The 26,044-nt window shown below is 42.8% G+C and carries 21 protein-coding genes; 18 read left to right on the top strand and 3 right to left on the bottom strand.

Annotation, left to right across the window (positions count from 1 at the left end):
* Positions 1-127 precede the first annotated feature (127 nt).
* Entirely contained in the window at positions 128-1,372 is a 1,245-nt protein-coding gene (locus WS40_RS05070) for an adenosylhomocysteinase (protein WP_046440710.1), read from the top strand.
* Between the two features lie 151 nt (positions 1,373-1,523).
* Positions 1,524-1,970 (top strand): putative ABC transporter permease, encoded by a 447-nt coding sequence (locus WS40_RS05065; RefSeq protein ID WP_325208433.1) that lies wholly within the window; start codon positions 1,524-1,526, stop codon positions 1,968-1,970.
* A 187-nt stretch (positions 1,971-2,157) separates the two neighbouring features.
* On the opposite strand, the gene WS40_RS05060 is transcribed toward WS40_RS05065, so the two are convergent.
* A complete protein-coding gene (locus WS40_RS05060) occupies positions 2,158-3,126 on the bottom strand; it encodes a glycoside hydrolase family 113 (RefSeq protein ID WP_325208432.1) in 969 nt (322 codons plus the stop codon).
* Positions 3,127-3,129: 3 nt separating this feature from the next.
* A complete protein-coding gene (locus tag WS40_RS05055) occupies positions 3,130-3,981 on the bottom strand; it encodes a putative RNA methyltransferase (RefSeq protein WP_325208431.1) in 852 nt (283 codons plus the stop codon).
* A 26-nt stretch (positions 3,982-4,007) separates the two neighbouring features.
* Between WS40_RS05055 and WS40_RS11445 the strand changes: the two genes are divergently transcribed.
* From WS40_RS11445 to WS40_RS11440, 10 genes are all read left to right on the top strand, one after another.
* Positions 4,008-4,280, top strand: coding sequence for a hypothetical protein (locus tag WS40_RS11445; protein ID WP_147338633.1), 273 nt, complete (start codon positions 4,008-4,010; stop codon positions 4,278-4,280).
* 53 nt (positions 4,281-4,333) lie between these two features.
* Positions 4,334-6,991 (top strand): alanine--tRNA ligase, encoded by a 2,658-nt coding sequence (gene alaS, locus WS40_RS05050; RefSeq protein WP_046440708.1) that lies wholly within the window; start codon positions 4,334-4,336, stop codon positions 6,989-6,991.
* Between the two features lie 62 nt (positions 6,992-7,053).
* Positions 7,054-7,395: a histidine triad nucleotide-binding protein gene (locus WS40_RS05045; protein WP_022286776.1), complete on the top strand. Its 342-nt coding sequence runs from the start codon at positions 7,054-7,056 to the stop codon at positions 7,393-7,395.
* A 60-nt stretch (positions 7,396-7,455) separates the two neighbouring features.
* A complete protein-coding gene (locus WS40_RS05040) occupies positions 7,456-9,456 on the top strand; it encodes a ComEC/Rec2 family competence protein (protein ID WP_046440706.1) in 2,001 nt (666 codons plus the stop codon).
* Complete coding sequence (gene holA, locus WS40_RS05035; protein WP_046440703.1) at positions 9,425-10,483, top strand: DNA polymerase III subunit delta; 1,059 nt, start codon at positions 9,425-9,427, stop codon at positions 10,481-10,483. Before WS40_RS05040 ends, holA begins: the two co-directional genes overlap by 32 nt.
* Before the next feature lie 3 nt (positions 10,484-10,486).
* Complete coding sequence (locus WS40_RS05030; protein ID WP_046440701.1) at positions 10,487-11,110, top strand: toprim domain-containing protein; 624 nt, start codon at positions 10,487-10,489, stop codon at positions 11,108-11,110.
* A 34-nt stretch (positions 11,111-11,144) separates the two neighbouring features.
* Positions 11,145-12,491: an MBOAT family O-acyltransferase gene (locus WS40_RS05025; RefSeq protein ID WP_325208430.1), complete on the top strand. Its 1,347-nt coding sequence runs from the start codon at positions 11,145-11,147 to the stop codon at positions 12,489-12,491.
* Positions 12,492-12,511: 20 nt separating this feature from the next.
* On the top strand, positions 12,512-13,609 hold the full coding sequence (locus tag WS40_RS05020; RefSeq protein ID WP_046440697.1) for a DHHW family protein: 1,098 nt from the start codon (positions 12,512-12,514) through the stop codon (positions 13,607-13,609).
* Positions 13,610-13,718: 109 nt separating this feature from the next.
* Positions 13,719-14,807 carry an aspartate carbamoyltransferase gene (gene pyrB / locus WS40_RS05015; RefSeq protein WP_242989512.1) on the top strand — a complete coding sequence of 363 codons (1,089 nt, stop codon included), beginning with the start codon at positions 13,719-13,721 and terminating at the stop codon, positions 14,805-14,807.
* A 210-nt stretch (positions 14,808-15,017) separates the two neighbouring features.
* The gene (locus WS40_RS11440; protein ID WP_325208429.1) at positions 15,018-16,028 is read left to right on the top strand and encodes an N-acetylmuramoyl-L-alanine amidase family protein; all 1,011 of its coding nucleotides are present in this window, start codon (positions 15,018-15,020) and stop codon (positions 16,026-16,028) included.
* Positions 16,029-16,099: 71 nt separating this feature from the next.
* Here the strand turns inward: WS40_RS11440 and WS40_RS05005 are convergent, their stop codons facing one another.
* Positions 16,100-16,399 carry a hypothetical protein gene (locus tag WS40_RS05005; protein WP_278945439.1) on the bottom strand — a complete coding sequence of 100 codons (300 nt, stop codon included), beginning with the start codon at positions 16,397-16,399 and terminating at the stop codon, positions 16,100-16,102.
* A 194-nt stretch (positions 16,400-16,593) separates the two neighbouring features.
* Here WS40_RS05005 and WS40_RS05000 point away from each other — a divergent pair, with 194 nt between their 5' ends.
* The 6 genes from WS40_RS05000 to WS40_RS04975 form a co-directional block, all read left to right on the top strand.
* Positions 16,594-17,589 carry a LacI family DNA-binding transcriptional regulator gene (locus WS40_RS05000; protein WP_046440692.1) on the top strand — a complete coding sequence of 332 codons (996 nt, stop codon included), beginning with the start codon at positions 16,594-16,596 and terminating at the stop codon, positions 17,587-17,589.
* A gap of 87 nt (positions 17,590-17,676) precedes the next feature.
* Positions 17,677-19,137 carry an alanine/glycine:cation symporter family protein gene (locus WS40_RS04995; protein ID WP_022286786.1) on the top strand — a complete coding sequence of 487 codons (1,461 nt, stop codon included), beginning with the start codon at positions 17,677-17,679 and terminating at the stop codon, positions 19,135-19,137.
* A 236-nt stretch (positions 19,138-19,373) separates the two neighbouring features.
* Positions 19,374-20,801: an ABC transporter substrate-binding protein gene (locus WS40_RS04990; protein WP_046440690.1), complete on the top strand. Its 1,428-nt coding sequence runs from the start codon at positions 19,374-19,376 to the stop codon at positions 20,799-20,801.
* A 177-nt stretch (positions 20,802-20,978) separates the two neighbouring features.
* On the top strand, positions 20,979-21,686 hold the full coding sequence (locus WS40_RS04985) for a response regulator transcription factor (protein WP_117876516.1): 708 nt from the start codon (positions 20,979-20,981) through the stop codon (positions 21,684-21,686).
* Positions 21,661-24,138, top strand: a complete 2,478-nt coding sequence (locus tag WS40_RS11435) for a sensor histidine kinase (RefSeq protein WP_325208428.1) — start codon at positions 21,661-21,663, stop codon at positions 24,136-24,138. The genes WS40_RS04985 and WS40_RS11435 overlap by 26 nt, the downstream gene beginning before the upstream one ends.
* 168 nt (positions 24,139-24,306) lie before the next feature.
* Positions 24,307-26,044 (top strand): CRISPR-associated helicase/endonuclease Cas3 (locus WS40_RS04975; RefSeq protein WP_046440688.1); only part of this gene is annotated, 1,738 nt, incomplete at its 3' end.

Genomic DNA, 26,044 nt, shown 5'->3' with positions numbered 1-26,044 from the left:
TTTAATTTTATGAACGTGCTGTAAATTTGCGAAGTATAATGAATTGCTTTTGACCTCTTGCCAAATGGGGAGAAATAGGGTATAATTATTATATGGATCGAATAATAAACCGAAAGGAATTGATAAAATGAGCGAAATAAGAGATGAAAGCTTGTGGGAAAGCGGTAAAAGAAAGATAGAATGGGTAAGACAGAATATGTCATTGCTCAGAAGCGTCGAGGAAGATTTCAAGAGAGATCAGCCTTTTAAGGGGCTGAAAGTTGCACTTTCTATCCACCTTGAAGCTAAGACCGCTTATCTTTGCAAAGTCCTTGCAGCAGGCGGTGCTGAAATGTACATCACAGGAAGCAATCCGCTGTCTACTCAGGACGATGTTGCGGCAGGTCTTGTGCATGACGGCTTGAACGTTTTTGCATGGCATGGTGCAACTGACGAGGAGTATCACAGACATATATCCGAGGTAGTTAAGGTAGGTCCAAACATTATTATAGATGACGGCGGCGACCTTGTAAACCTTATCCACAATGAATACCCTGAGCTGATACCGAACGTTATCGGTGGTTGTGAGGAAACTACTACGGGCATTATCCGTCTTATTGCAATGAACAAGGACGGTCAGCTCAAATTCCCTATGATGCTTGTAAACAATGCAAAGTGCAAGTATCTTTTTGATAACAGATACGGCACAGGTCAGTCTGTATGGGACGGAATAAACAGAACAACTAACCTTATCGTTGCAGGCAAGAACGTTGTTGTTGCAGGCTACGGCTGGTGCGGCAAGGGTGTTGCAATGAGAGCAAAGGGTCTTGGTGCAAGCGTTATCGTCTGCGAAGTCGACCCAATAAAGGCTATGGAGGCTGTTATGGACGGCTTTAAGGTAATGAAAATGGTTGACGCCGCTAAGGTGGGCGACTTCTTTGTTACTGTAACAGGCTGTAAGGATGTTATTACTGAGAAAGCTTTCATGAACATGAAAGATGGTGCTATACTCTGTAACGCAGGTCACTTTGATTGCGAGGTAGACGTGGCTGGACTTAAAAAGCTGTCTGTTGAAAGCAAGCTTGCAAGAAACAATATTGACGGTTATAAGCTTCCGAACGGTAATTGGTTGTATGTTATCGGCGAGGGCAGACTTGTAAACCTTGCCGCAGGCGACGGTCACCCTGCCGAGATAATGGATATGTCCTTTGCTATCCAAGCCCTTTCTGCGGCTTATCTTGTTAAAAACAAAGACAAGCTTACAGACAAGATAGTTTATGTTCCTGATGAGATAGACAAGGAAGTTGCAAACAGAAAGCTTAAATTCTGGGAGCTTGAGATAGATAAGCTTACATCTGAGCAGGAGAAATATCTTAACAGCTGGCAGGTATAAAATATCATATTAGTACAATATAACGGACAGCTTGGGTTGTCCGTTTTTTGTATCTTGAAATTGCCATAAATTTATTTTGTCTTCAAGGTTTTAAATCACTGATTTCTGTACATTTTAATATTAGGGCGATAAAAAACAGGGCGGTGAGAATGTGGCGGCAAAGATGTATAAGATACTTACGCTTTTTTCGGTGGGTGCAATATGCTATGGTTTCATGGAAATACTTAACAGGGGATATTCTCATATCACAATGGGGGTGCTTGGGGGAATTTCAATGCTGGTTATCCATATCATGAATGGCGAGCGCAGGCGAGGAGTGAGCCTGCTGTCTGTGCTTGCAGTGTCGGCAGCATTTATCACTGCCATAGAATTTCTTGCAGGGGAGTATCTCAACCGCTATCTCGGCATGGGCATATGGAGCTATGAGGAAGTGCCGCTGAATTTTGACGGACAGATATGCCTGCCATTTGCTTTTGTGTGGTTTGGGTTGTCCTATATTGGTGTGCTTGCGGATAATTTTATACGCAGACATATTTTCAAGGAATACCCTGTCATTGTTAAACGAGGAAAAGAAAAAATACCTGCGGCGGTTGGATAAGAGTGCAATTATTTGTACTGCTCAGTATGTAAAAATATAATTAACTGGCGACCTCAGTTCGCCCCTACGCAAAAATTGTAAATATAGGGGACGGCGACACGCTTACATTCGCCCGTCATTCACCAACGCATATAAAAACAAATGGACTGTCTATCTATATGATAAGCAGTCCGTATTTTTGTACATATCAATCTTTTGTGTACCACTTTTTCAGCACTTCTTCGCCAAGCTTGCCATAAACTGTGAAGTCACGGTTTTTCTTGTCTTCCTCTATTGGCGGCAGGATAGCTTTCCAATCCCACCAAAAGTAACCGCAGAACCAATCCAGATCCCAAGTTGCTTCCATTGCAGTGTCGTAGAAATCTGCCTGTTCCTGCTCGTCAAGTGGTTTGTCGAGCCTGTCATGGAAATCCCAAGGGTACTGCGTGCAGCCCTCTTCGTTTCGCACGCCTATCTCAGCGAACATTATAGGCTTGTTGAAATGCTTGTGAGCCTTTTCAAGGGAGCCGACAACTTCGCTCCAGCGACTGAGCATATGCTCCTTGCTTCTGCTCACACCGTCTGTAACAGGGTAGTAGCCTGAGATGCCAATGATATCCACGTCGCTGAGCCAATCGAAACGCTGTTCGTCGCCGTGATTGATGTTGTGCATAACGATACCGCTGTAGACCTCTCTCACCTGTGCGATAAGCTTTCTGCATCTGTCGGACTGCTTGTCCATTCCTGCCATTTCACAGCCTGTGCAGAGCATTTCACAGCCGAGCTTTTCTGCAAGCTTTGCATAGTGGAGCATGAAAGCTGTGTATGACTTGAACCACTTGTCCCAATATTCAGGGTTCTCAGGCGGAAAGTCTATCCTTGCACGCCATGAGCGGTCAAGGCAATCCACCATAGGCTTAAGGCAGACTTTAAGTCCCAGTGACTTTGCTTTTTTTATAGCGAAGGCAATGTCTTCGTCAGATTGTGTTCTCTCATAATCACTGAAAACTCTTGTGCTTGCAAAGCTCTCCTGCAATGCGTTTACAGGGATACATATCCAGTTCAAGCCGTTTGAAGCAAGCCTTTCCATTGACTTTTCTGCCGCTTCCGTCTGAAAATCACCTCTCTTGGAGAAAAATCCCCAAGTATATCCTTTGCAGAAAATATCTTTATTCATGTATCAAAAACCTCTCTTTTTTGTAAATGTCCTGATAGAAAAGCCACAGGTAAGTTCAAGCCTGTTCACCTTTTTAAGCTTCTCCACTGCCACGGCAGATGTTTTGTAGTAATACGGAGTCATTGTAAAAAGATTAAAAATATCCTCCTGACTTTCAAGCACCACAGGATATTCAAAAATGATCTCCTCTGACTCGTCAAATTTATTAAGTCCATATACATTGGGCTTGTTTTCGTAAGGCTTCTCATAAAGCACTTCTTTAAGCTCAAACAGATGTCTTGGGGACGGAGAAACTACTACAAGCTTTCCGCCGTTTTTCAGCACCCTTGCGTATTCGTCATTTGAAACAGGTGCAAATGTGCATACGATAAGGTCTGCAAATTTGTCTATAAACGGAAGCTGAAATGACGATGCCACTGCAAATTCGCAATTTGTGATATTTTCGCAATGTATCCTCGTCATGCAGTGGGCAACTGCCGCCTTTGATATGTCAATGCCGTAAAACTTCGCCTTTGGCAGTGCCTTGGCATAGTTCACAGTGTAAAAGCCCTCACCGCAGCCACTGTCGATAATATAAGGCTGTTTCACATTTTCAAGCAGACCGCCCATTACCTCAGCTGTTTTCTTCGCAAGCGGCAGATAATAGTCACGGTCGAGGAAATCCGTTCTCGCCTTTACCATTTCCGCATTGTCGCCTGCATTTTTAGGATTTCTGCCCTTTGTGGTAAGCAGATTTACATATCCTTTTCTCGCAATATCAAAGCTGTGACCGTTCTGACAGTGCCATACGTTGTCAAGCTTTCTGAGCCGTTTTTTGCATATCGGACAAACATACATATAAATCACCCTGAACATTATAGCATTTCCCTCTGCTTTTAGCAATGGATATTTTATTAATAAAAAAGTGCTTGACAATCGTCGGGTTATGCTTTATAATATCAATATATGCAAAATGCGGTGACGGAATTATCCGAAACAGTGTCGGTAAAGAGAAAAGGCGGTGGGTGAAAGCCTTTGCGGCAAGTTCGGTGGCTAACCTGAGCGGTGCTGAAAACAGCAACGTATGCTCTGCGTTAAAGGGCTTCGAGTGGTCGGGCGATGAGTTCGGCAATTTGGGTGGTAACACGGAACTGTCGGTTTCGTCCCATGTTTAGGGACGAGCCGTTTTTTATTTTGCGAATAATTTCATTTGGAAGGATCTGAATTTATGGAATGGACAGGACTTAACGAACTGCGTGAATCTTATCTAAAATTTTTTGAGAGCAAGGGCTGCTTAAGACACAAGAGCTACCCTCTAGTACCTCAGAACGATAACAGCCTGCTGCTTATCGTTGCAGGTATGGCGCCTCTGAAGCCTTACTTCACAGGTCAGGAAACACCTCCTAGAACAAGAATGACAACTTGTCAGAAGTGTATCAGAACAGGCGATATTGAAAACGTTGGTAAGACGGCAAGACATGGCACATATTTTGAAATGCTTGGTAACTTCTCATTCGGTGATTACTTCAAGAAAGAAGCCATTGCATGGGCTTGGGAGTATGTTACACAGGTACTCAAACTGCCAAAGGACAGACTTTATATTTCTGTTTATGAGGACGATGACGAGGCTGAGAAGATATGGCATGAGGACGCCGGCGTTCCAATGGATCATATCGTAAGAATGGGCAAGGAAGACAACTTCTGGGAGGCAGGAACAGACGGCCCTTGCGGTCCATGTTCAGAGATCTATTTCGACAGAGGAGAGAAATATGGCTGTGGCAAGCCTGATTGTAAGGTCGGCTGCGACTGCGACAGATACATGGAGTTCTGGAACCTTGTGTTCACACAGTTTGAAAGACATGAGGACGGCACTTATACTCCACTTAAGCAGAAAAATATCGACACAGGTATGGGTCTTGAAAGGCTTGCTTCTATCATGCAGGACGTTGACTCTATCTTTGACGTTGATACAGTAAAGGCTATCAGAGATCATGTTTGTAAGATAGCAGGCTGTGAGTACGGCAAGGAGTACAAAAAGGACGTTTCTATCAGAGTTATCACAGACCATATCCGTTCTGTAACATTCATGGCGTCAGACGGAATTCTGCCGTCAAATGAGGGCAGAGGATACGTTATGAGACGTTTGCTCAGAAGAGCAGTTCGTCACGGAAAGCTTCTCGGCATAAACGGACTTTTCCTCAAAGACCTTGTAAAAACTGTTGTTGACTGCAACAAGTGTGAGTATAACGAGCTTGAAGAAAAGTATGACTATATCGTAAAGGTGCTCACAACTGAGGAGCAGAACTTTAATGCCACTATCGACAGAGGTATGAAGATACTTGACGATCTTATCGCACAGATGCAGAAAGACGGCAAGACGGAGCTTGACGGTGAGAGTTGCTTTAAGCTTTCCGACACATACGGTTTCCCTATCGACCTTACAAGAGAGATCCTTGAAGAAAAGGGCATGACCTGTGATGAGGAGGGCTTTGCTGAGTGCTATGCAAAGCAGAGAGAAACAGCCAAGAACGCTCATGCTGCAACAAAGTATATGGGTGTAGACGAAACTGTTTTCCATAAAATAGACAAGGATTTCCACACAGAGTTCATCGGCTATGACAAGCTCGAGGGCGACAGCGAGATATCATTCATCACAACTGATGATGAGCTTATCGAAAACGCAAAGGCTGGCGATGAAGTATATATTGTATCTTCACAGACGCCATTCTATGCAGAGAGCGGCGGACAGGTGGGCGATATCGGTACTATCGTTACAGAAAGCGGTAAGTGCAGAGTCGTTGACACACAGAAGGTCGTTGCAGGCAAGTTCGCTCATAAGGCAGTTGTTGAAGAGGGCGAGATAGCTGTAGGTCAGAAGGCTCACTTCACTGTTGACAGAAAGACACGTTATGCTGTTATGAGAAACCATAGCTGCGCACATCTGCTTCAGGCTGCACTGAGAAAAGTTCTCGGTGAACACGTTCATCAGGCAGGTCAGCTCGTTGACGCCCACAGACTGAGATTTGACTTCTCTCACTTCAACGCAATGACAGCAGAGGAGAAGCTCAAGGTCGAAGCACTTGTAAACAAGTATATCCTTGAGGCTCTTGATATAAAAATGGAAGAAATGCCTATCGCAGAAGCTCAGAAGCTTGGCGCTATGGCTCTGTTCGGTGAGAAATACGGCGAAACTGTAAGGGTAGTAACAATGGGTGACGGTGACGAAACAGCTTCTATCGAGTTCTGTGGCGGTACACATCTTGACAATACTTCAAGAATAGGTCTGTTCAAGATAATCTCCGAAAGCTCTGTAGCTTCAGGCGTAAGACGTATCGAAGCCGTAACAGGCAGAGGCGTTCTGGAGCTTGTTGAGGAAAGAGCCGCAACTATCCAGCAGGCGGCTGAAAGCCTTAAGCTTGCAAATCCACTGGACATCGTAAAGAGATGCCACACTATCATGCAGGAAGTCAAGGACCTTGAAAAGGAAAGAGACGCTTTGCAGGCAGAGATAACAAATCTCAAAACAAAGTCGCTGTTCGATAATCCGTATGAGGTCAACGGCGTTAAGGTAGTTACTGCAATGCTCACCAACACAAGACCTGATATGCTCAGAAAAATGGGCGACGAGCTTAAAGCAAGAGAAGCTGACGCAGTTGCAGTTGTTGCAGGCGTTGACGGTGAAAAGGCAAACCTTGTTGTAGTTTGCGGCAAGAATGCTGTTGCAAAGGGTGCACACGCAGGCAAGATAGCAGGCAAGGTAGCCGCACTCACAGGCGGCAAGGGCGGCGGACGTCCTGACTCTGCTATGGCTGGTATAGGCGACAGATTCAAGATCGACGAGGCACTTGACAAGGTAAACGAAATAGTTGGCGAATTTGTAAAATAATATGGGCAAAGGCTGTGCAAAATGCTGTGCAGCCTACCCCTTTATGAAAGGCGGAGAGATAAATGGAAGATTGTCTTTTTTGTAAAATTATTTCCGGGGAAATACCTTCAAAGAAAATATACGAGGACGAGCTGACATACGTTTTTGAGGACATTGCTCCTACAGCTCCGATTCATTATCTTGTTATCCCTAAGCAGCATATTTCAAAGCTTGACGAAATAACCCCTGAGAACAGTGCAGTTATCGCACATATCTATGAAGTTATCGCAAAGCTTGCCAAAGACCTCGACCTTAAGGACGGTTTCAGAGTTGTTTCCAACTGCGGCGAGCAGGCAGGACAGAGTGTTTTCCACATTCATTTTCATCTTCTTGCAGGCAGACCACTTGCTTGGCCAGCCGGTTAAAGAAATAAAACGGGCGGGTAAATTTCTTATCCGCCCTTAGTTTTAAGGGGGACGGCGGCAGTGGTGAGAAAAAGCTGTTATATCGGCTTTTCGTATTTTGCAGGACTTTTTCTCTGTACCATTGGCTGGGGAAGGAACAATGCAGTTTTTGCACTTGCGTCAGCATGTGTAGCCATTACAGCCTTTGCGCTTTTTAAGAGATGCCGAAAGCATATAGCTCTCTGCTTTGTTTCGTTCCTGATAGCGGTGGGAGTCAATACCGCTTATACTCACATTTCCTATGATAAACTGACAGCTTTAGACGGAAAGACCGTCACAGTTAAAGGCGAGATAACCGACATAAGCTATATAGGCTCTGACACTTGTCGACTAAGTGTCAATGGTACCGTTGGGGGAGTAAAAGGCAGGCTGACCTTTTATGCAGATGACATTGAATATGATTACTATGACAATATCGTGGCGACAGTAAAGGTCAGCAAGATAAAAGACAGCATCAATTTCAAATCAGAGCAGTATGACCGGCCTAAAGGCGTTTTTCTCCAAGGTTCGACCGCTGAAAGCATAGAAGTCACAGGCGGCGGAAACACCATTTTACGCAGTATAATGCACTATCGTGACAAGATGTTCATGTTGATAAACGATATCATAGGCGGAGATGAGGGCGGTTTTGCCGCTGCAATGCTCTGCGGAGATAAAACTGAGCTTTCAAAGCAAACGAAGCTCACGGTCTATCGTAGTGGCATAGGTCATATATTTTCCGTGTCGGGAACTCATGTGGTCATAATAAGTGCCATGATAGGCTGGCTCATGCAGAAACTAAGCAAGGATAAGCGTGTGATATTTGCTGTCCAAACTGTGGCCATATGGGCGTTTGCGGTCTTTGCAGGATTTTCAGTATCCGTTGTGAGGGCGGCTGTTATGCTGACCTTGGTCACTGCCGCACCGCTCCTTTACCGCAGACCAGACCCAGCAAATACTCTCTGCCTTTGCGCTGTTGTAATACTCACTCTTTCACCCTATGCGGCGGCAGACAGTTCGTTTTTGCTGTCATTCACAGCTGCGTTTGTTATAAGCGTTGTATGCCCGAAAGCGGTGACGATGGTAAAGCGCAGGGATATTCTTGGCAACATTGAGCGTGAAATAGTCACAGCGGTGACGATACTTCTTTGCACAATGCCTGTTCAGCTAATGTTTTTCAGCGAAATATCTCTTGTTGCACCACTATCAAATATCCTGCTGGTGCCTGTCTGTACCCTTGCTCTGGGTCTGACGGTAATAACTGCGGTAACAGGCGGTGCGGCAATAATAGCCTATCCTGTGCTGACGGTGGTAAAGTATCTTCTGAAAGTTGTTCTGTTTCTTGCTGAGCTGTTTTCAAAATTCAGCTTTGCCTATCTTCCTCGTGGAGTAAGACCACTTGGTATTGTAATGCTCGTTACCTGCCTTGTACCTGTGGCGGTCATGTTTCTGAGAAAGTCAGTAAAGCTTGGGGCTTTTTGCACTGCTTTAATGCTTGTATGTTGGACAGCGGTGTATAATTTTTCTCTTGCTTTTGGAGGCTCGGTAAAGATAGTTGTAATGCCAAAAGGAAATGCAGTGCAGGCTGTGCTGTATGATAAAACAAAAGGTATGGTTTTCGATATGGGCAGTAAGGGCAAGCTCAACAGCGGTATGGAAAGCTTTTTGGAGCTTTACGGCATAAAAGAGCTAAAAGGCGCATTTATAGAAAGCGAACAGTATTACACTATAACGAAATATAACGAGCAGATGACTATACAACCTGACAGATTTTATATAAATGGCGAGCCTGATAATGACAGCGAACTGCCGTTCATGACAGGCGCACAGCTTGATTGGAACGGTGTTAAGATAGAAGCACTGGAGGACGGCTATAAAATTACCACCGAGGGCTGTGTGGTCACTATAGAAAAAGGTTCTGTCACCATAAACGGCAGAAACCTTGACACAACAGATGAAGAATACCCATTGATGATAGATATGAAAAATTCGCAGATAAGGAGGACGGACTATGGCTTTGCTTACGGCTTCGGCTCTTGGTAAAACGATAAGAGAGAATGATATCGACAGCCTTTATTATTTTTACGGACATGATACAGCGGCACTTGAAAGCTTTACAAAAAGGCTTGTGAACAAGCTTTGCCCTGCTGACGCTCAGGTCATGAACTTTCATAAGCTTGACGGCAAAAATCTTGATTTTCCAATGCTTACAGACGCTTGCGAAGCTCTGCCTTTTATGGCTGAACGTGTGGTGGTGACTATAAACGACCTTAATATAGACGCAGTGACTAAGGACGATTTGGACGACCTGAAAAAGATCCTGGGCTCTCTTGGCGAAACCACCACAGTGATAATCTATGCCACAGGAGTTGACCTTTTCAAGAACAAAAAGTATCTTACAGACAAAAACAAGCGCTTTGCAGATTTCTGCGAAAAGCATGGCACTGTCTGCAACTTTGAATACAAAAGGGCTTCCGACCTTGGAAAGTCTATATCCACCTATCTTGCAAAAAGCGGCTGTACCATAACAAAAAGCAACGCAGAGTATCTTGCAAACCTCTGTTTGTGCGACACTGCATTTATCAGCAAGGAGCTTGAAAAGCTTTCGGCTTATGCAGAGGGCAGGGAGGTAACAAGAGAGGATATCGACTTGCTTTGTATCAGGCGTATCGAGTCGGACGGATATTCTCTTGCAATAAATATCCTCAGAGGCAATGCGGCAATGGTCTTTACACGTTTGCGTGAACTCGATGTGCAGAATTATGAACCATATGCTATAATAGGAATAATCGGCTTTTCCCTTGCGGATATCTATAGGGCGAAGCTTGCACGTTCCTCTGGCAGGAGCGTTGCAGACGTGGCTAAAGATTTTTCCTATGGGAAAAACAGAGAGTTTGCAGTAAAAAACGCCTATTCCGAGTGCGGAAATATCTCGGCGGAGCGTATAAGAAAAACGCTTGAGATACTTTCTGAAACCGACCTTATGCTCAAAACAAGGTCACGGGGAAAAGACGGAGATATGCTCACCCTCGAGCAGGGGCTTGCAAGGTCAATGGCGTTAAGGTGTTAGTAAATGGAAAAACTTAAAATATCAAGGGCAATAATCGTTGAGGGAAAATATGATAAGATAAAGCTTTCGTCCATAGTTGACGGTGTTATAATCGTCACTAACGGCTTTCGTATCTATAAAGACCCTGACAAGGCAGCGCTTATAAGATACTATGCTCAGCATGGCGGAATAGCAATTCTTACAGACTCTGACACAGCAGGCTTTCGCATAAGAGGGCATATAAAGGGTATCGTCCCCAAAGGCGATATCGTGAACGTGTATGTTCCTGAGATATTCGGCAAAGAAAAGCGCAAGACAGAGCCGTCAAAAGAGGGCTTGTTAGGGGTCGAGGGCGTTCCTGCGGATATTATCAGGGAAGCCTTTGAAAAAGCAGGCATTATAGGCGAAAAGGTCGCAGAAAGAGAACTCATGACCAAGCTTGACTTTTATGAGCTAGGTCTAAGCGGCAGACCCGACAGCAGCAGGCTCAGACAGCTTGTGTGCGAAAAGCTGTCGTTGCCCCAAAAGCTCACTGCAAACGCACTGCTTGAAGTGGTGAACACAATGCTCGATAAAGACAGCTTGCAAGCACTCATAGAGAATTTGACCTCAGAAAACAATAAAGACAAGGAGAATAGCGTTGGTTAGTCTTGAATTTTTATATTTCTTTCTTCCTGTTTTTATGGGAGTATACGCTTTGTCAGGGGTGCGTTTCAGAAAAGCCGTGTTCCTGCTTGGAACAGTTGTGCTGTGTCTGTGGGTGTCCACATGGGGGATAATACCAATGGCGGTGTGTGCTGTTGTATCATACTTTTGCGGCAGGCTTATCCACCGCTTTGCAGACAAAAAAAGAATTAAAAGGCTATGGCTCATATTATCGGTGGTAGCAAATATGGCAGTGCTTCTTGTATTCATAAGAAGCGGTCACAGCAGCTATGACGTGACGTCTATATTCACAGGCAAAGGCGCAATGCTAAAGCTTTTCCCGGTGTGGGGAGCGGGCATTTTCACTCTCCATGGCATCTCCTACTGCATGGATATTTATAGGAAAGAAATAGAGCCTGAGAAGAATTTTCTTTTGGTATCTCAATATATATGCTTTTTCCCATGCTTTAGCTGTGGACCGATACTCAGATTTTCGGATATGAGCGCACAGCTTAGAAAACCTGTCATAACCTCTGGAAAGCTTGCAGAAGGCATAAAGCTTATGCTTATAGGCTTTGCGGAGAAGCTTTTTCTGTCGGATCCTATGTACGAGATGTGGCAGCATATAAGGGGAGTAAGTGCAGACTCGCTCTCCGCAGCTTGTGCATGGCTTGGGATAATAGCTTTCTCCTTTGCGTTCTACTATGAGCTTAGAGCTTATTCGCATATTGCACAGGGTATTGGTTCAATGCTCGGCTTTGAACTTCCTGATAACTTTGATCTGCCGTTTATGTCAGCAGGCTTCAATGAGCTTATAAAACGATTTGCCTGCACCTTTTATAGTTGGGTGAGAGATTATTTCTACAGACCTATATGTAGAAATAAAGACAGCGTTTGCCTTTGGGCATTGATACTGTCTGTGCTTGCAGGCTCGGTTTGGTATGGCTACGGCAGACACACAATGCTGTGGGCAGCGTTTATTTGTGTTATGCTTGGCATAGAATATCTCTTGAAAAATATTCTTGCGGCTGTGCCGACAGGGGTAAGATGTGCGGTGATGAATGTTCTGTTTCTTATAGGTTTGCCGTTTCTTGCGATAGACAGCCTGCCTTCAGCCTGCGGATATGTTGCTGCAATGCTCGGCGGGGGAAGCTTTGCAGGAGATGTACTTGCATCGTATGTGATAAAAACAGGAGTTGTGATGTATCTTATCTGCGGCTTTTTTGCAACAGGTATCGGCAGATATCTCAAACGCAGGATAATGCAGCTCAATACTAATATAGTTTACATAATCGAGCCAATGCTCACTATAGGATTTCTGCTTATCAGTACAGCGTTTCTTGTGGGCGGAGGTAATTCGTCTATGAATTTGTTCGTGAGATAAAATGGGAGGAGTGAACATTAATGAAAAAGGCTGCTGATTATATCGCAGTAAGCGCATTTTTTGTAATAGTCATAATGTTTGCGGCATATACTCTCGTGGTGGGCAGACATGGATCTGAAATTGAAAAGGCAGACAGTTCAGATATAAGACATAACGTTCAGACCTATGTTAGCAATAATTTTCCTCTAAGCTCAAATTGGAAGTCGCTCAGAACGAACATGTTTGTAATGACTGGTAAGAAAAATTTTGATAATATCTATATCCTTAAAGATCGTCTTGTAGAGATCACAGATTTTGATAAGGACAGGCTTGATAAAAATATCTCGCAGATAAATGATTTTTCAGAAAACACAGATACACCTGTATATGTTATGTTAGCTCCGACTGCCGCAGGTATCTATTCTGCTAAGCTGCCTGCTTATACTTCAAACACAGACCAGCGTGAAATGATAGATAATATCTATTATGACCTGGACAGCAGGATAGACACCATAGATACGTTTTTTCCTATGTATTCTGCAAGAAATAATTACGTTTACTATCGTACAGATAGAAAGTGGACTTCCTTCGGGGCATATTTTGCCTATGCGGACGGCATAAAAGAGCTGGGTTTTGAGCCGGTCGTTCTGTCCAATTACGATCAAGAATATACCTCAAATTCTTATTATGGGGGACTTTACAGTGAACTTTGCTATAACAGCATAGGCACAGACAGAGTGAACATCTTCCGTTCAAAGTATAAGACTACTGTGGATTCTGTGGAGCTTTACAGAGAAGATCAGGTGCTTACCTCAAAATCTGTTTATTTTAGATCTGCACTGAAAACAGCAGATAAAACGGCTATCTTCCTGCAAGGTGACAACTTTACTAAGGCAACGGTCAAGACAACTGCAGAGGACGCACCAAAGCTTCTTATCATCAAAGGAAGCTATGCCAATACCCTTGTGCCGTTTCTTACCCCACACTACAGCGAGATAACCTTGGTAGACCCTGACAAGCTCAAAGAGGAGGGCAAGACCCTTTCTGACGTGGCAGATACGAGTGCATATGACCAGATATTATTTATGTATGACTGCGACCAGTTTGCAGATGAAACAAATTTTGACCTGCTCAAATAATATGGGCTATGTACTTGAAAAAATGGAACAGATGTGATATAATAAAGAAAATGCCGTACAAGGAATGTGCGGCATAATGTATGTCTGAATATTTGAGAGGGTGTTTGATGTGAGTGAGCAAAAAAACAGACTTGATCTTATTGATCTTAATGACTATCCCGTATCTTGGTGGCTGAAACTTCTTGACCTCGGTCATAAGATAGTTCAGGATCCTGCCGCCTACAGCGAGGCTTGTAAGGGCAAGATAATGGGTACTCTTTTCTATGAGCCGTCAACAAGAACGCAGATGTCTTTCCAGACCGCTATGCTACGTCTTGGGGGAACGATAATTGGCTTTGACAATCCTGCCACTTCTTCCGTTGCAAAGGGAGAGAATATCAAGGATACTACAAAGATAGTTTCCGGCTATGCTGATATCATGGTAATGCGTCACCCTACCGCTGGATCGGTAAAGGCTGCGGCACTCACTGCTGATTGCCCTGTTATCAACGCAGGCGACGGTGGACACCTCCACCCAACACAGACACTTACAGACCTGCTTACACTTAGAGAAGAAAAGGGCAGACTTGATAACCTGACCATAGGCTTCTGCGGCGACCTTAAAAACGGCAGAACAGTCCATTCCCTTATTAAAGCAATGGTATGTTTTCCAAACAATAAGTTTATATTAGTTTCAACTTCTGAGCTTGCTTTGCCTGTGTATGTAAAGGATATCCTTGAAGCGGCAGGCATGGAGTACAAAGAAGTTACCGACCTTGAAGAGGTTATCGGTGAGCTTGACGTGCTATATATGACAAGAATACAGAAAGAGCGTTTTGCTTCTGAGGAGGAGTATCAGACTCAGAGCGGAAATTACATACTCGATACAAGAAAGCTTTCAATGGGAAAGCCTGACCTTATCGTGCTTCACCCTCTGCCAAGAGTCAATGAGATAGCTATCGAGGTGGACGACGACCCGAGAGCAATGTATTTCAAGCAGGCAAAATATGGTATGTATATCAGAATGGCACTCATACTTACAGTCATAAACGGCGATGGTGCTTCGCAGCCGCTTATGAAGGGCAGAGTGCATAAGCACATTGATTGTTCAAATCCTAACTGTATCACTCACCACGAAAAGTATCTGCCACATTGGTTCAAAGGCGACGGCACAACGCTTGTTTGCGAATATTGTGACGAGAGAACATTGGTGGAATAAAATAAGAGTTTAATGGGGTAAACAAAGGCTGTGTGTCAGTCTTTGCTTGCCCTTTTTTATTGTGCAGATAGCGTATATTAATAGCCTTGTGATCTGCAAAATCGTTAAAAGTAACGAAATTCTTACAATATGGTAACAAACAGTCTTGAAATAACGTTGAGCGTGTGGTATAATTAAAATGGATAAATTTTTTACAGGAGCTTTGATCTAATGAATACACTTTCAGATGAGGAGTTTGAACAGATCTACGGACGAAAGCCTGTCAGAAGGGTGAAAAAGAAAAAAATATACTGGAACAGAATTATTATTGCTTTGATAATACTTATCGGCATTGTGACTGGTCTGGTAAAGCTGACAGCCTTGGTAGTATCAAAGATCAAAGGAGACGATACGCAAAAAACAAACAAGGTATTGAATAATACATCTTCTGTCGCTGTGAAGGAGGACGCTTCTTCTGCTGAGGATAAAAAAGACGAGCCTGCGAAGTATTCTAATATGGACTTTACAGTGTGTGTGGACGCAGGTCACGGTGATTATGACGGCGGCACAACTGATGCCTCAGGAAAAAGATATGAAAAAGACGATAACTTAAAGGTCGCACTTGAGGTGCAGAAATATCTTGAAAAATATGGCGTCAATGTGGTGATGATAAGAGATGATGACTCTTTCCTTGAGCTTGACGAAAGATGTGCAAAGGCAAATAACGCCAAGGCTGATATGTATGTTTCACTTCACCGGAACAGCTATGACGGTGATGTTTCGGGCGTTGAGGTCTGGGTGAACAATTCTGAGCCTGAATATGACACAAAGCTTGCACAGAATATACTTGATGGTCTTGAAAAGGTAGGTATATCTGAAAATAGAGGAGTACAGTATGGCTACGTTGGCAATTCCGGTGTAAACTACTACATAAATGCCGACACTGTTATGCCAAGCTGTCTTGTGGAGCTTGGATTTATAACCGAGGATATCGACAATAAGCTTTTTGACGAACATCTTACCGAGTATGGACAAGCTATTGCTGATGGTATAGTTCAGACAGCTATTGATGTTGGTCTTGTTGATGAAAGTGGCAAAAGACTTATGTCTGAGCAGCTTATCTCACCTGAGAAGCCTGTGAACAATAAGGATTCTTCATCTGCGGCTGACGCTATGACAACGCCGATGGAGACGGATTCTTCTGCTGACGTTTATAATACTCAGGAAAACGAGTGGTATTGATAACAAAAAAATAAAAGCGAACACAGTTCGTTTCTGCTAATGCAGAGAAACCGTGTTCGCCTTTTTTGTTGTTAAAGCTCTTTTCTGATGAGTTTGAATTTCTCAAATTCTTTCGTCAGGTCTGCCAGAACGTTTTCAAGACCATTTTCAGAGTATTCTTCGTGATATTCTGCCACAAAGTCTGTTACCTCCGTGACGCACTTTGTGCCGTACCATACTCTGACATAAAGCTCTTTTTCATCGCCGAGAATAGGGTCTATGCGGTAGCTGAAATTGGTGTAATTGCTGCCAGACCAGGTGTTTTTTTCTTCAAAATAGTGAAATGTGGGTATATCAAAATAACCATGGAGCATTGCGTATTTTCCTTTCAAAAATCATTCGTTTATGATATTATAGCATATCACTGTTCCTTTTTCAAGCATTTAGTCTGCTTCTTAATTAAATTAACCTAAAAAACGTTTACAATTTTGTTAGGAATGTATATTGGAGAATTGTTCAAAATATGTTATAATTGATAATGGTATGACTATTTCAGCGGTATGCTGTCGCAGAAAGGATAAGATCTATGAGCATTACAATAAAAGATGTTGCCAAGGAAGCCGGTGTTTCAGTGGCGACAGTGTCAAGGGTTCTCAACGGAAGCTGTAACGTATCAGATGAGTCAACAAAAAAAGTCAATGAAACTATTGCAAGGCTCAACTATTCTCCGAATTTTCTGGGAAGAAATCTTAGAAAGTGCGAAACGAATGTTATTCTTGTAATTATGCCGACCTCTGAACATTCCCTTTATTCAAAGATAGTCATGGGTATGCAGGATTATGCAGGACAAGTTGGTTACGATATCATAACTGCAGTTTCCTATTCAACCTCGACCGCTGAAACAAGGCAGATGAATATGCTTTTTAATAGAACTGTTGACGGTGTTATCCTTCTTGGCACTCAGTATGACGCAGATTCACTTAATAAGCTCGCAGAGAATTATAACGTTGCTCTGTGCTGTGAGGGCGTGAAGGGCGCAAATGTGCTTACTGTCGCTGTTGACGATGAACAGGCTGCGTTTGACGCTGTCGCTGCTCTTATCAAAAAGGGTCATAAAAGGATAGGCTTTATCGGAACGAACTCTTCGGCTATCTCCTCCACTGCAAGAGAGAACGGCTATATAAGAGCATTAAAAGAATATGGCATAGAGATAAAGAATGAATATATCTATAAAGAGTCCTATGACTATGACTGCGGAGGCAGAGCGTTTGAATATTTCAATGCACTTGCTGAGAAGCCTACGGCGATTTTCGCTGTGTCAGACTTGCTTGCTATCTCTGCAATGCACAAGGCAATAGATATGGGCATTGATGTGGGCAAAGATGTCGCCATAATGGGATTTGACAATATATCCATGTGTGAGTGGATAATCCCTACACTTTCAACGGTTGAACAGCCTTGCTCAAAAATGGGCGAGCTTGTTGTGGCAAAGCTTATTGAGAACATGAATAAGACTACTAAGGATAATCATTATTATACTGTTGACCACAGGATAATTCTAAGAGAGTCCACAGGCGACTAATTACTTTCGTAAAAATAGATAGGGGAGAAATAAGGCAGTTTTTCCGTAAAAACTGCCTATTTTCTGTAAGAAAGGATTTTTTAGGGCATGGAGAAATTTACAAAAATACTTGAAACGATAGATGGCTATGTCTGGGGCATACCGCTTATCGTACTCATTATGGCTGTGGGAATATTCCTCACCTTTAGGCTAAGGCTTCTTCAGATATTCCACCTGCCAAAGGCACTGAAATTTATGTTTCAGAACGAAAATGGTGGCAAAGGCGAGATATCGAGCTTTGCAGCACTTTGTACCGCACTTTCCGCAACCATAGGTACGGGAAATATCGTCGGTGTTGCAACAGCCATTGGTGTGCTTTCAGGCGGACCTGGAGCGCTCCTCTGGATGTGGATAGCTGCTCTCCTTGGTATGGCAACAAAATTTTCCGAGGGTTTTCTTGCTATCAAATACCGACGTATGGACGCTGACGGACACGTTTGCGGCGGACCATTCTATTACATAGAATACGGCATGGGTAAGAAGTGGAAGTGGCTTGCAAAGGTATTTGCGTTCTTTGGCGCTTGCGTTGGTCTTTTTGGTATCGGTACTTTCTCTCAGGTGAATGGTATCTCATCGGCAGTTCAGGCTTTCTTTGATCCAAAAAAGGAACATACAGTGAATATTTTTGGCGCTGACTATACATGGGCTGTTATAATCTCTGGACTTTTGATAACTATTTTTGCCGCACTTGTTATTATCGGAGGAATAAAGAGGATCTCAAGTGTTTCTCAGGTAGTTGTGCCTTTTATGGCGGTCGTTTATATAGTTGCTTGTCTTTCACTTATTGTTATAAACATTCAAAGACTCCCTCACGCTGTTGCCCTTATTTTTGAACAGGCATTCAGCTTCAAGGCTGTCGCAGGCGGATCTCTTCCTACAATGTTCATTGCTATACAAAAGGGTGTTGCCAGAGGAATTTTCTCAAATGAGTCAGGTCTTGGTTCGGCACCTATCGCAGCCGCAGCAGCTCAGACAAAAGAGCCGGTAAGACAAGGTCTTGTTTCTATGTGTGGCACATTTATCGACACTATCATTGTATGTACTATGACAGGTCTTGCTATTGTAATGATGGGAAGCTACGAGGCTATCAACCCAGTAACAGGCAAGCCTTTTGAGGGCGTTGAGGTCACAAATCACGCTTTCCAGAACGGCTTCTCGTTCCTGCCGTCAATGATACCTGCATTTATTCTTATGGTCTGTCTTGTGTTCTTTGCTTTCACAACTATCCTTGGCTGGAACTATTACGGTGAAAGGTGTATGGAATATCTTTTTAACAGCAACATGAAGGTGGTCATGGTCTACAGATATCTCTATATCCTCGCTGTATTTATCGGACCATATATGACGGTTTCTGCCGTTTGGACGATCGCTGATATCTTCAATGGACTTATGGCACTGCCAAACCTTATAGCGTTGCTTGCTCTCAGCGGTGTTATCAGTAAGGATACAAGGCGTTATGTGGCGAAGTATTCCAGAGCAAAACGAATCAATAAGCTGGTAAGAGCGTAGATATCGTATTTTATATGAAGCGGAAACGGCTGAATGTTGTTTCCGTTTTTTTTATGCTGTAGGCTTAATCACCAAAAAAATGAATGATTATTTGTTGAAATCACCAAAAGTATTTAAAAGAATGTAACAGTAGTTGTAACTTTGTTGACAACGATTACATTCAGTGATATAATAGCTTTGTAAGAATCAAGGATACGTTTTCTAATGAAAACGATCTGTTACGGAGGTTATATATAATGAAAAATTCCAAGCGTGTTATTGCCGGTGCAATGGCTCTCTTGTCAGCAGTGAGCGTAGCTTCATGCGGTAGCTCATCAGGCGGCGATTCAAGCAGTTCTTATGTTGATAAGGTAAAGGTAGCAAGCACCGACGATATTGCTACTATCCCTGATGGTTCGGAAAAGGAGTTGGAGTGGCTTTCTTATTTTGACATAAACCCAACTAAGAAAGAGCCGGAAAAGAGAACCGACCTTACTCTTTTTGAGGAAAAGGGCGGTAAGATCAAGTATTCTCAGACATCATCAATGAACAAGTATGATAAGCTCGCTGCGAGACTTATGTCTAACAATCCACCGGATATGTTCTGGTATGAGCAGTCTATGACATTCCCTGCAAACTGTATCAAGGAAATGTTCCAGCCTGTTGATGATATCGTTGATTTCGATAGTGCTATGTGGAGCGATGTTAAGGACGTTGCAGAGCAGTTCACTCTCAACGGCAAACACTTTGTTGCACCTATCAACTTCCTGCCAGGTTCTGTTATCACATATGATAAGTCTATGATAGACGCTGCTGGTCTTGATGATCCATATGAGCTTTATCAGAACGGCGAGTGGGATTGGAACGCATGGTATGATATGATGTCAGAATATGTTGAGGGCGCTGCTGCTGACGAGGAAAGATATGGCGTAAACGGTTGGTTCGCACCATTTATCTTCCAGTCAACAGGTAAGACTCTTATCACATATGACGCTGATAAGGACGAGTATGTTTCAAATCTTAACGACGCTGACTTTGTAAGAGCATCTGATATGCTTTATGATATCGCAAAGAATGGTATGTACTATCCTGATTGGGTAGGACAGGCAGGCGACGCATTCAAGAAGAATATCCTCTTCTATGCAATGGGTCCATGGGCTTCTACCGGTACACATTCACCAAAGGACGGCGACAATTGGGGCGTAGTTCCAATGCCAAAAGATCCTAACTCTGATACGCTTTATACAACTATCGACATGAATGCGTATATGTGGGTAAAGGGTTCGACAAAGAATGACGCTATGAAGTGCTGGCTCGAGTGTGCAAAGATAGTTTATACTCAGGATACATATAAGGATATCGAGAAGGAGAAGTTCTTTGTAAACAATCCTAACTGGACAGAAGATATGTATAACGTAGCTTACGTTGACCTTGTTACAGACAAGTTCACTAAGATATTTGACCCTGGTTATGGCATCTCCACAACTCTGTCAGATAATGACGCTGCAACAAATGATACTAAGGAAGCTGTTATTCCTTATCTGTATACTTCAGTTATGAAGACAGATGAGAATGGCTCACAGTATACGTGGACACAGCTCAAAGAGCAGTATAAGGGTACTGTTGATTCAGAACTTAAAACTCTCAACGATCAGTATCACGCATATTTGGAAAAGAATAAGTAATATAACTTGCCATATAAAGACGGACGGAATTTATTTCGCCCGTCTTTTTTTGTTGTAATGTCAGAAAAAATGTGATATAATCATAGAGTACATTAAGATTTAATTAAGAATTATGTTGAGCTGTTTTTAAAGAATGTGGCTTATAATAATAAACGTAAAAGAAAGGATCGTGCCGATATGGAGATAAAGGAGCCTGTAATCCTTGTTGTAGATGATGATAAAGATATAGTGGGAGCTATCGCAAAGCTGCTTGAAATGGAGGGCTATAAGGTAATAAAAGCCTATGACGGTCTTGAGGCTTTGGAAAAGCTCACTGAGAACAGCATACAGCTTATACTCATTGACGTCATGATGCCTAAGCTGGACGGACTTTCTACAATGATGAAAATAAGGGCAACAGAGAATATCCCTATACTTGTGCTTTCCGCTAAATCTGAGGATACAGATAAGGTGCTTGGGCTTTCAATGGGCGCTGACGATTACATAACAAAGCCTTATAACCCTATGGAGCTTGTGGCAAGGGTAAGAAGCAACCTGAGAAGATATATGCAGCTTGGCGCTATCGACACGGCAAACAAAACGGATATTATAGAAATAGGCGGTCTGGAGCTTGACACTAAGGCAAAAAGCTTAAAGGTTGACGGAGAACCTGTCAAGCTCACCGCCACGGAGCTTAAAATTCTTGAGCTTCTTATGAAAAACGCAGGCAGGATATTTTCTGCCGAGGAGATCTATTCAAAGGTATGGAACGAGGACGCATATGCCGTTGAAAACACGGTAATGGTACATATTCGTCACATCAGAGAGAAAATAGAAATAAACCCTAGAGAGCCGAAATACTTGAAGGTGGTGTGGGGAATTGGCTACAAAATCGAGAAAATTTGAGCAGGCAGAATGGTTTAAGATATTCTCAGCTAAAAAGATGAGAATTATAGCATTTGTGCTTGCCTGCGTTATTGCAGGCGGCTTTTGCTTGTCTTTGGTGCTTTATGCTAACAGCCATGCTGACAGCAGCAGTAAATCTTATCTTAAATCAGAAAGCTATAAGCTGGCTTCCAATGAAATGTATGAGGAACTGTGTGTTACAGCTTCGGCTTATCTCAGATATGTTGATGAGGATCGGAATTACACTCAGTCTAGACACCTGCTCAATGACTATCTGAATTATCTTGATTACAACCGCTATAAATACAAAAAAACAGAAAGCGGTATCCAGCTTATTGATAGTCAGTTTGATTACTATGTGGGGATTACTCAAAATGGCGAAACAAGATATCTGTCAAATATAAAAGATATAGAAAATTATGACAGTGAAACGGATAAGATAAAAGCTTTTAAATCGTCGCACAAAAACTATATACTCCGCCGTGATAACGAGGTAATGAGCGACAGAACTTCATCAGGACAGATAGTTGACTACTATTACAATACAGCGGAGTATCAGGATAATGTGACAGAAGAGTTTTATGCCGACAATCTTGTGCCCGTAGGAGGAAGTTATTATGATAACTACGGCAGATATTTTTACAATTACGGCAATTATGATCCAATAGCTTTCTATAATGTAGACTCAAGATATAATGTTATTAAAGGTTTTGATTTGAAAAACGGTCTGAAATATTCCGACAGGCTTGAAGATGAAGAAATTGGTGACGATTATGACACTGATGACGGCAATGAATACTATGACTATGACAACGGCATATATTATTATGAGGACGATTACGGAAACACATGGGCAAAATGTGAAAACCTCTATGACCTGCCTGATTACAAAGCGACAGACAATGACGATTCAGGTATAACGGTATTCTTTGCACCGAAAGCTGAAAAGCTTACGGCAATGGAAAAGGAATACACCGAGGCTTTGAATGATATGTATCGTGCAAAGCTTTTTGTGATCGTTTTTGGCGTTATTGAATTTATGCTTGTGTGCTATCTACTCCTGATCTGTGCATATAATGCAGAGCCTGAGAGCGTTGAACGCTGGAAGCAAGGCAATTTTCTAAAAAAAGTGCCTACGGAAGTTTACCTTATCCTAATGGTACTGGCTATTACATTTGCTTTTGTATTTGGCGCCTGCTGGAATTATTATGTGAGCATCACAAAAAATATTTTTGACAATGCTTTGGCTAATTCCGTTTTCAGAAATATACTTGCTGTAGCATTGTTTGCATTGGCATATTTTGCAGGCTTCGGCTCGCTTATGGAGTTTGTTGGCAAGATAAAGACAAGAAGCATATTCAAAGAAAGCCTTATTTGCAGATCATGTAAGTTCCTATGGCGCAAGTACAAGGAAACATCACTGTATCACTATTTTCATGGACTTCCGCTTGGAGTGAAACTATCCATAAGAACGATAGCCATAGGCGTTATACTGTTTTTGGAATCCGCTTATTATTCCAGTGCAGATGTTGAGCCGTTCTTGCTTGTTGTGGCTTTGATACTGATGGTGTTAGATATTCGTGACTTCTCACAGCTTTCAAAGCTCAGCAAACAGATAGACAGCCTTGGAGAAGAAAAGCCATATGAGGGCAAGATAAGAAAAACTTCGCCTGTGTATGCTGAATCTGAAAAACTTAACTCAGTTCAGGATAAGGTGAGAGAGTCGGTGGAGCAGCAGATACAGTCTGAGCGTTTGAAAATAGAGCTTGTGACAAACGTTTCACACGACCTGAAAACACCGCTGACTTCCATTATCAGCTATATCGACCTGCTTAAGAAAATGGATCTTGACGATGAAGCTTCGAGCTATGTGAAGATACTTGATAAAAAGGCGCAGAAGCTCAAAGGCATTGTGTCTGACGTTTTCAGCATAGCAAAAGCCACAAGCGGCGTTGATGTAAACCTAACAAAGCTTGATTTTGTGATGCTGTTAAATCAGTGCATCGCAGACGCAGAGGACAAGATAGCTGACAGTGGCAAGATAGTAAAGATAAACATAAATGCCGACAGCGCAATGGTAATGGGCGACGGCGACAAGCTTTACAGAGTGTTCCAAAACATTGTTGACAACGCTCTGAATTACTCTATGGACGGCACAAGGATATTCCTTGATGTGTACAAAAAAGCGGACAGAATAGTATTTGCCGAGAAGAACATTTCGGCAACGCCGATAAACTTCACAGAGGAAGAGATACTTGAAAGATTCGTGCGAGGGGATAAGTCGCGAACAGACGGCGGAAGCGGTTTGGGATTATCCATATCAAAGAGCTTCACGGAAGCCTGCGGTGGTATCTTCAATATCGAAATAGACGGAGATATGTTCAAGGCGATAGTCGAAATGCCGATAATTCAGGAGGATACGGTAGAAAAAACCGATGACAAAACGGAATAGCGTAAATAATAATAGCGGTGCTTTGAGTTGCACCGCTATTTTTAATGTCGGAAAATGTAGATAAAAAATTAAAATATACCAATATTTTTTTGACAATTTGTTGAAAGTTATATACTAATATGTTATAATATAGAAGTAAGGTGATCTTAGCGGACGGGAAGTGACATAATGAACTTTACAGAACAGATACTGTATTCGCTAATGGCGAAAACAGGCAAAAATTCGTCTGAATGGCTGCCGCTTTTGCAGCATTTGCAGGATACGGCAGATATCATGAGCTGTCTGTGTGATGAATTTCTGTCGCCGTCATTTGCAAAGGCTTGCGGATTAGAGGAGAATGAGTTCAAAAAGTTGGCTATTTTTCTAGCAGCAGTTCACGATATCGGCAAAGCAATAGTGGTATTTCAATATAAAATAGGTGATAAACTTCCTGAGAGAAAGTCTTCACTTGAAGCGTCAGGAATCAATTTTGATGTTTCTTATGATAAAGAAAAAGCCAAACAAACTCCTCATGCATTTGCAGGTGAGGAGATTCTTAATTTGTTGGGTTGCCCTAAATGTGTAAGCACTGTTGTTGGCTCTCATCATGGTGTACCTGCTGAGAGCGTACAGGATTTGTCATGGCCACAAAAGGATATAGCTTTCTATGAAAATTATTACGGAGATGACAAAGAAAATGTTGAAGTTTTGCAGGATATTTGGCAGACGATATCTGATATGGCACTTGATTATGCAGGCTTTTTAGATGTTAGTGAGTTGCCGGATATAGACCGTTCGTCGCAAATGCTTTTGAGTGGTCTGTTAATAATGGCGGATTGGCTTACAAGCAACACTGAGCTTTTTCCACTTTTGTCAGTGGAGGACCTCAAACCTGACGACAAGCTGAGGGCTGAACGCGCTTGGGCAAAGCTTGATTTTCCGCAGATGTGGAATCCTGAGAGATCGGTAATATCTAATGAGGACTTTAAAGAAACTTTTGGTTTTGAACCACGTTCGGTGCAGTCAGAGGTCCTTAAAATAGTTGAGAATTCGGAAAATCCGGGAATATACATATTTGAAGCGCCAATGGGCTGTGGCAAAACAGAAACATCACTTGCGGCAAGCGAGATATTGGCATCAAAGTGCGGCAAAAACGGCGTGTTTTTTGGACTTCCAACTCAGGCAACTGCAAACGGCATTTTCCCAAGAATACTCAGTTGGGCTGAAAAGCAATCTACAGAACTTTATCATTCTGTTCAGCTCAACCACGGAAGCGCAGCACTCAATTCGCTGTTTCAGAACATACAAAGGGGCATACCGCAGGAGGAAAGCGACAGCGGATTAATTATCCACAACTGGTTTTGTGACAGCAAAAAAGCGTGTCTTGCAGATTTTGTGACGGCGACAGTAGACCAAATGCTCATGCTTGCATTGAAACGAAAACACGTTATGCTCCTTCACCTTGGATTGTCAGAAAAGGTCGTTGTCATCGATGAGGTCCATGCCTATGACGCCTACATGAGCGAGTATCTTGAAATGGCTTTGCAATGGCTTGGAAGCTACAACACCCCTGTTATCCTGCTGTCGGCAACGCTGCCCTCAGCAAGACGAATGTCGCTTATCCGTGCTTATCTTGGAATAAAAAAGTCTGATGATAAATTTGAAAAAGAGCAGGGCTATCCTCTGCTCACATGGACAGACGGCAAAGATATCTGTCAGCAGCGACTCAGCTATGACGGAGTGCACAAAACTGTGTCAGTCAAGACCTGCGTTAGTGACGATGTTGTGCAGCTTGTGAAAAATGTAACAGAGAATGGCGGCTGTGTAGGTGTTATAGTAAATACCGTAAGACGTGCTCAGATGTTCGCCGAGCTTTTGCAGGATAATGCAAAAGTGCTTTTGTATCATGCTGAGTTCGTGCTCCCTG

It is taken from the genome of Ruminococcus sp. N15.MGS-57 (assembly GCF_000980385.1).
Lineage (GTDB): Bacteria > Bacillota > Clostridia > Oscillospirales > Ruminococcaceae > Hominimerdicola > Hominimerdicola aceti.
Note: the sequence above shows the minus strand (reverse complement) of the source record. Positions and strands in the feature narration are given on the sequence as shown.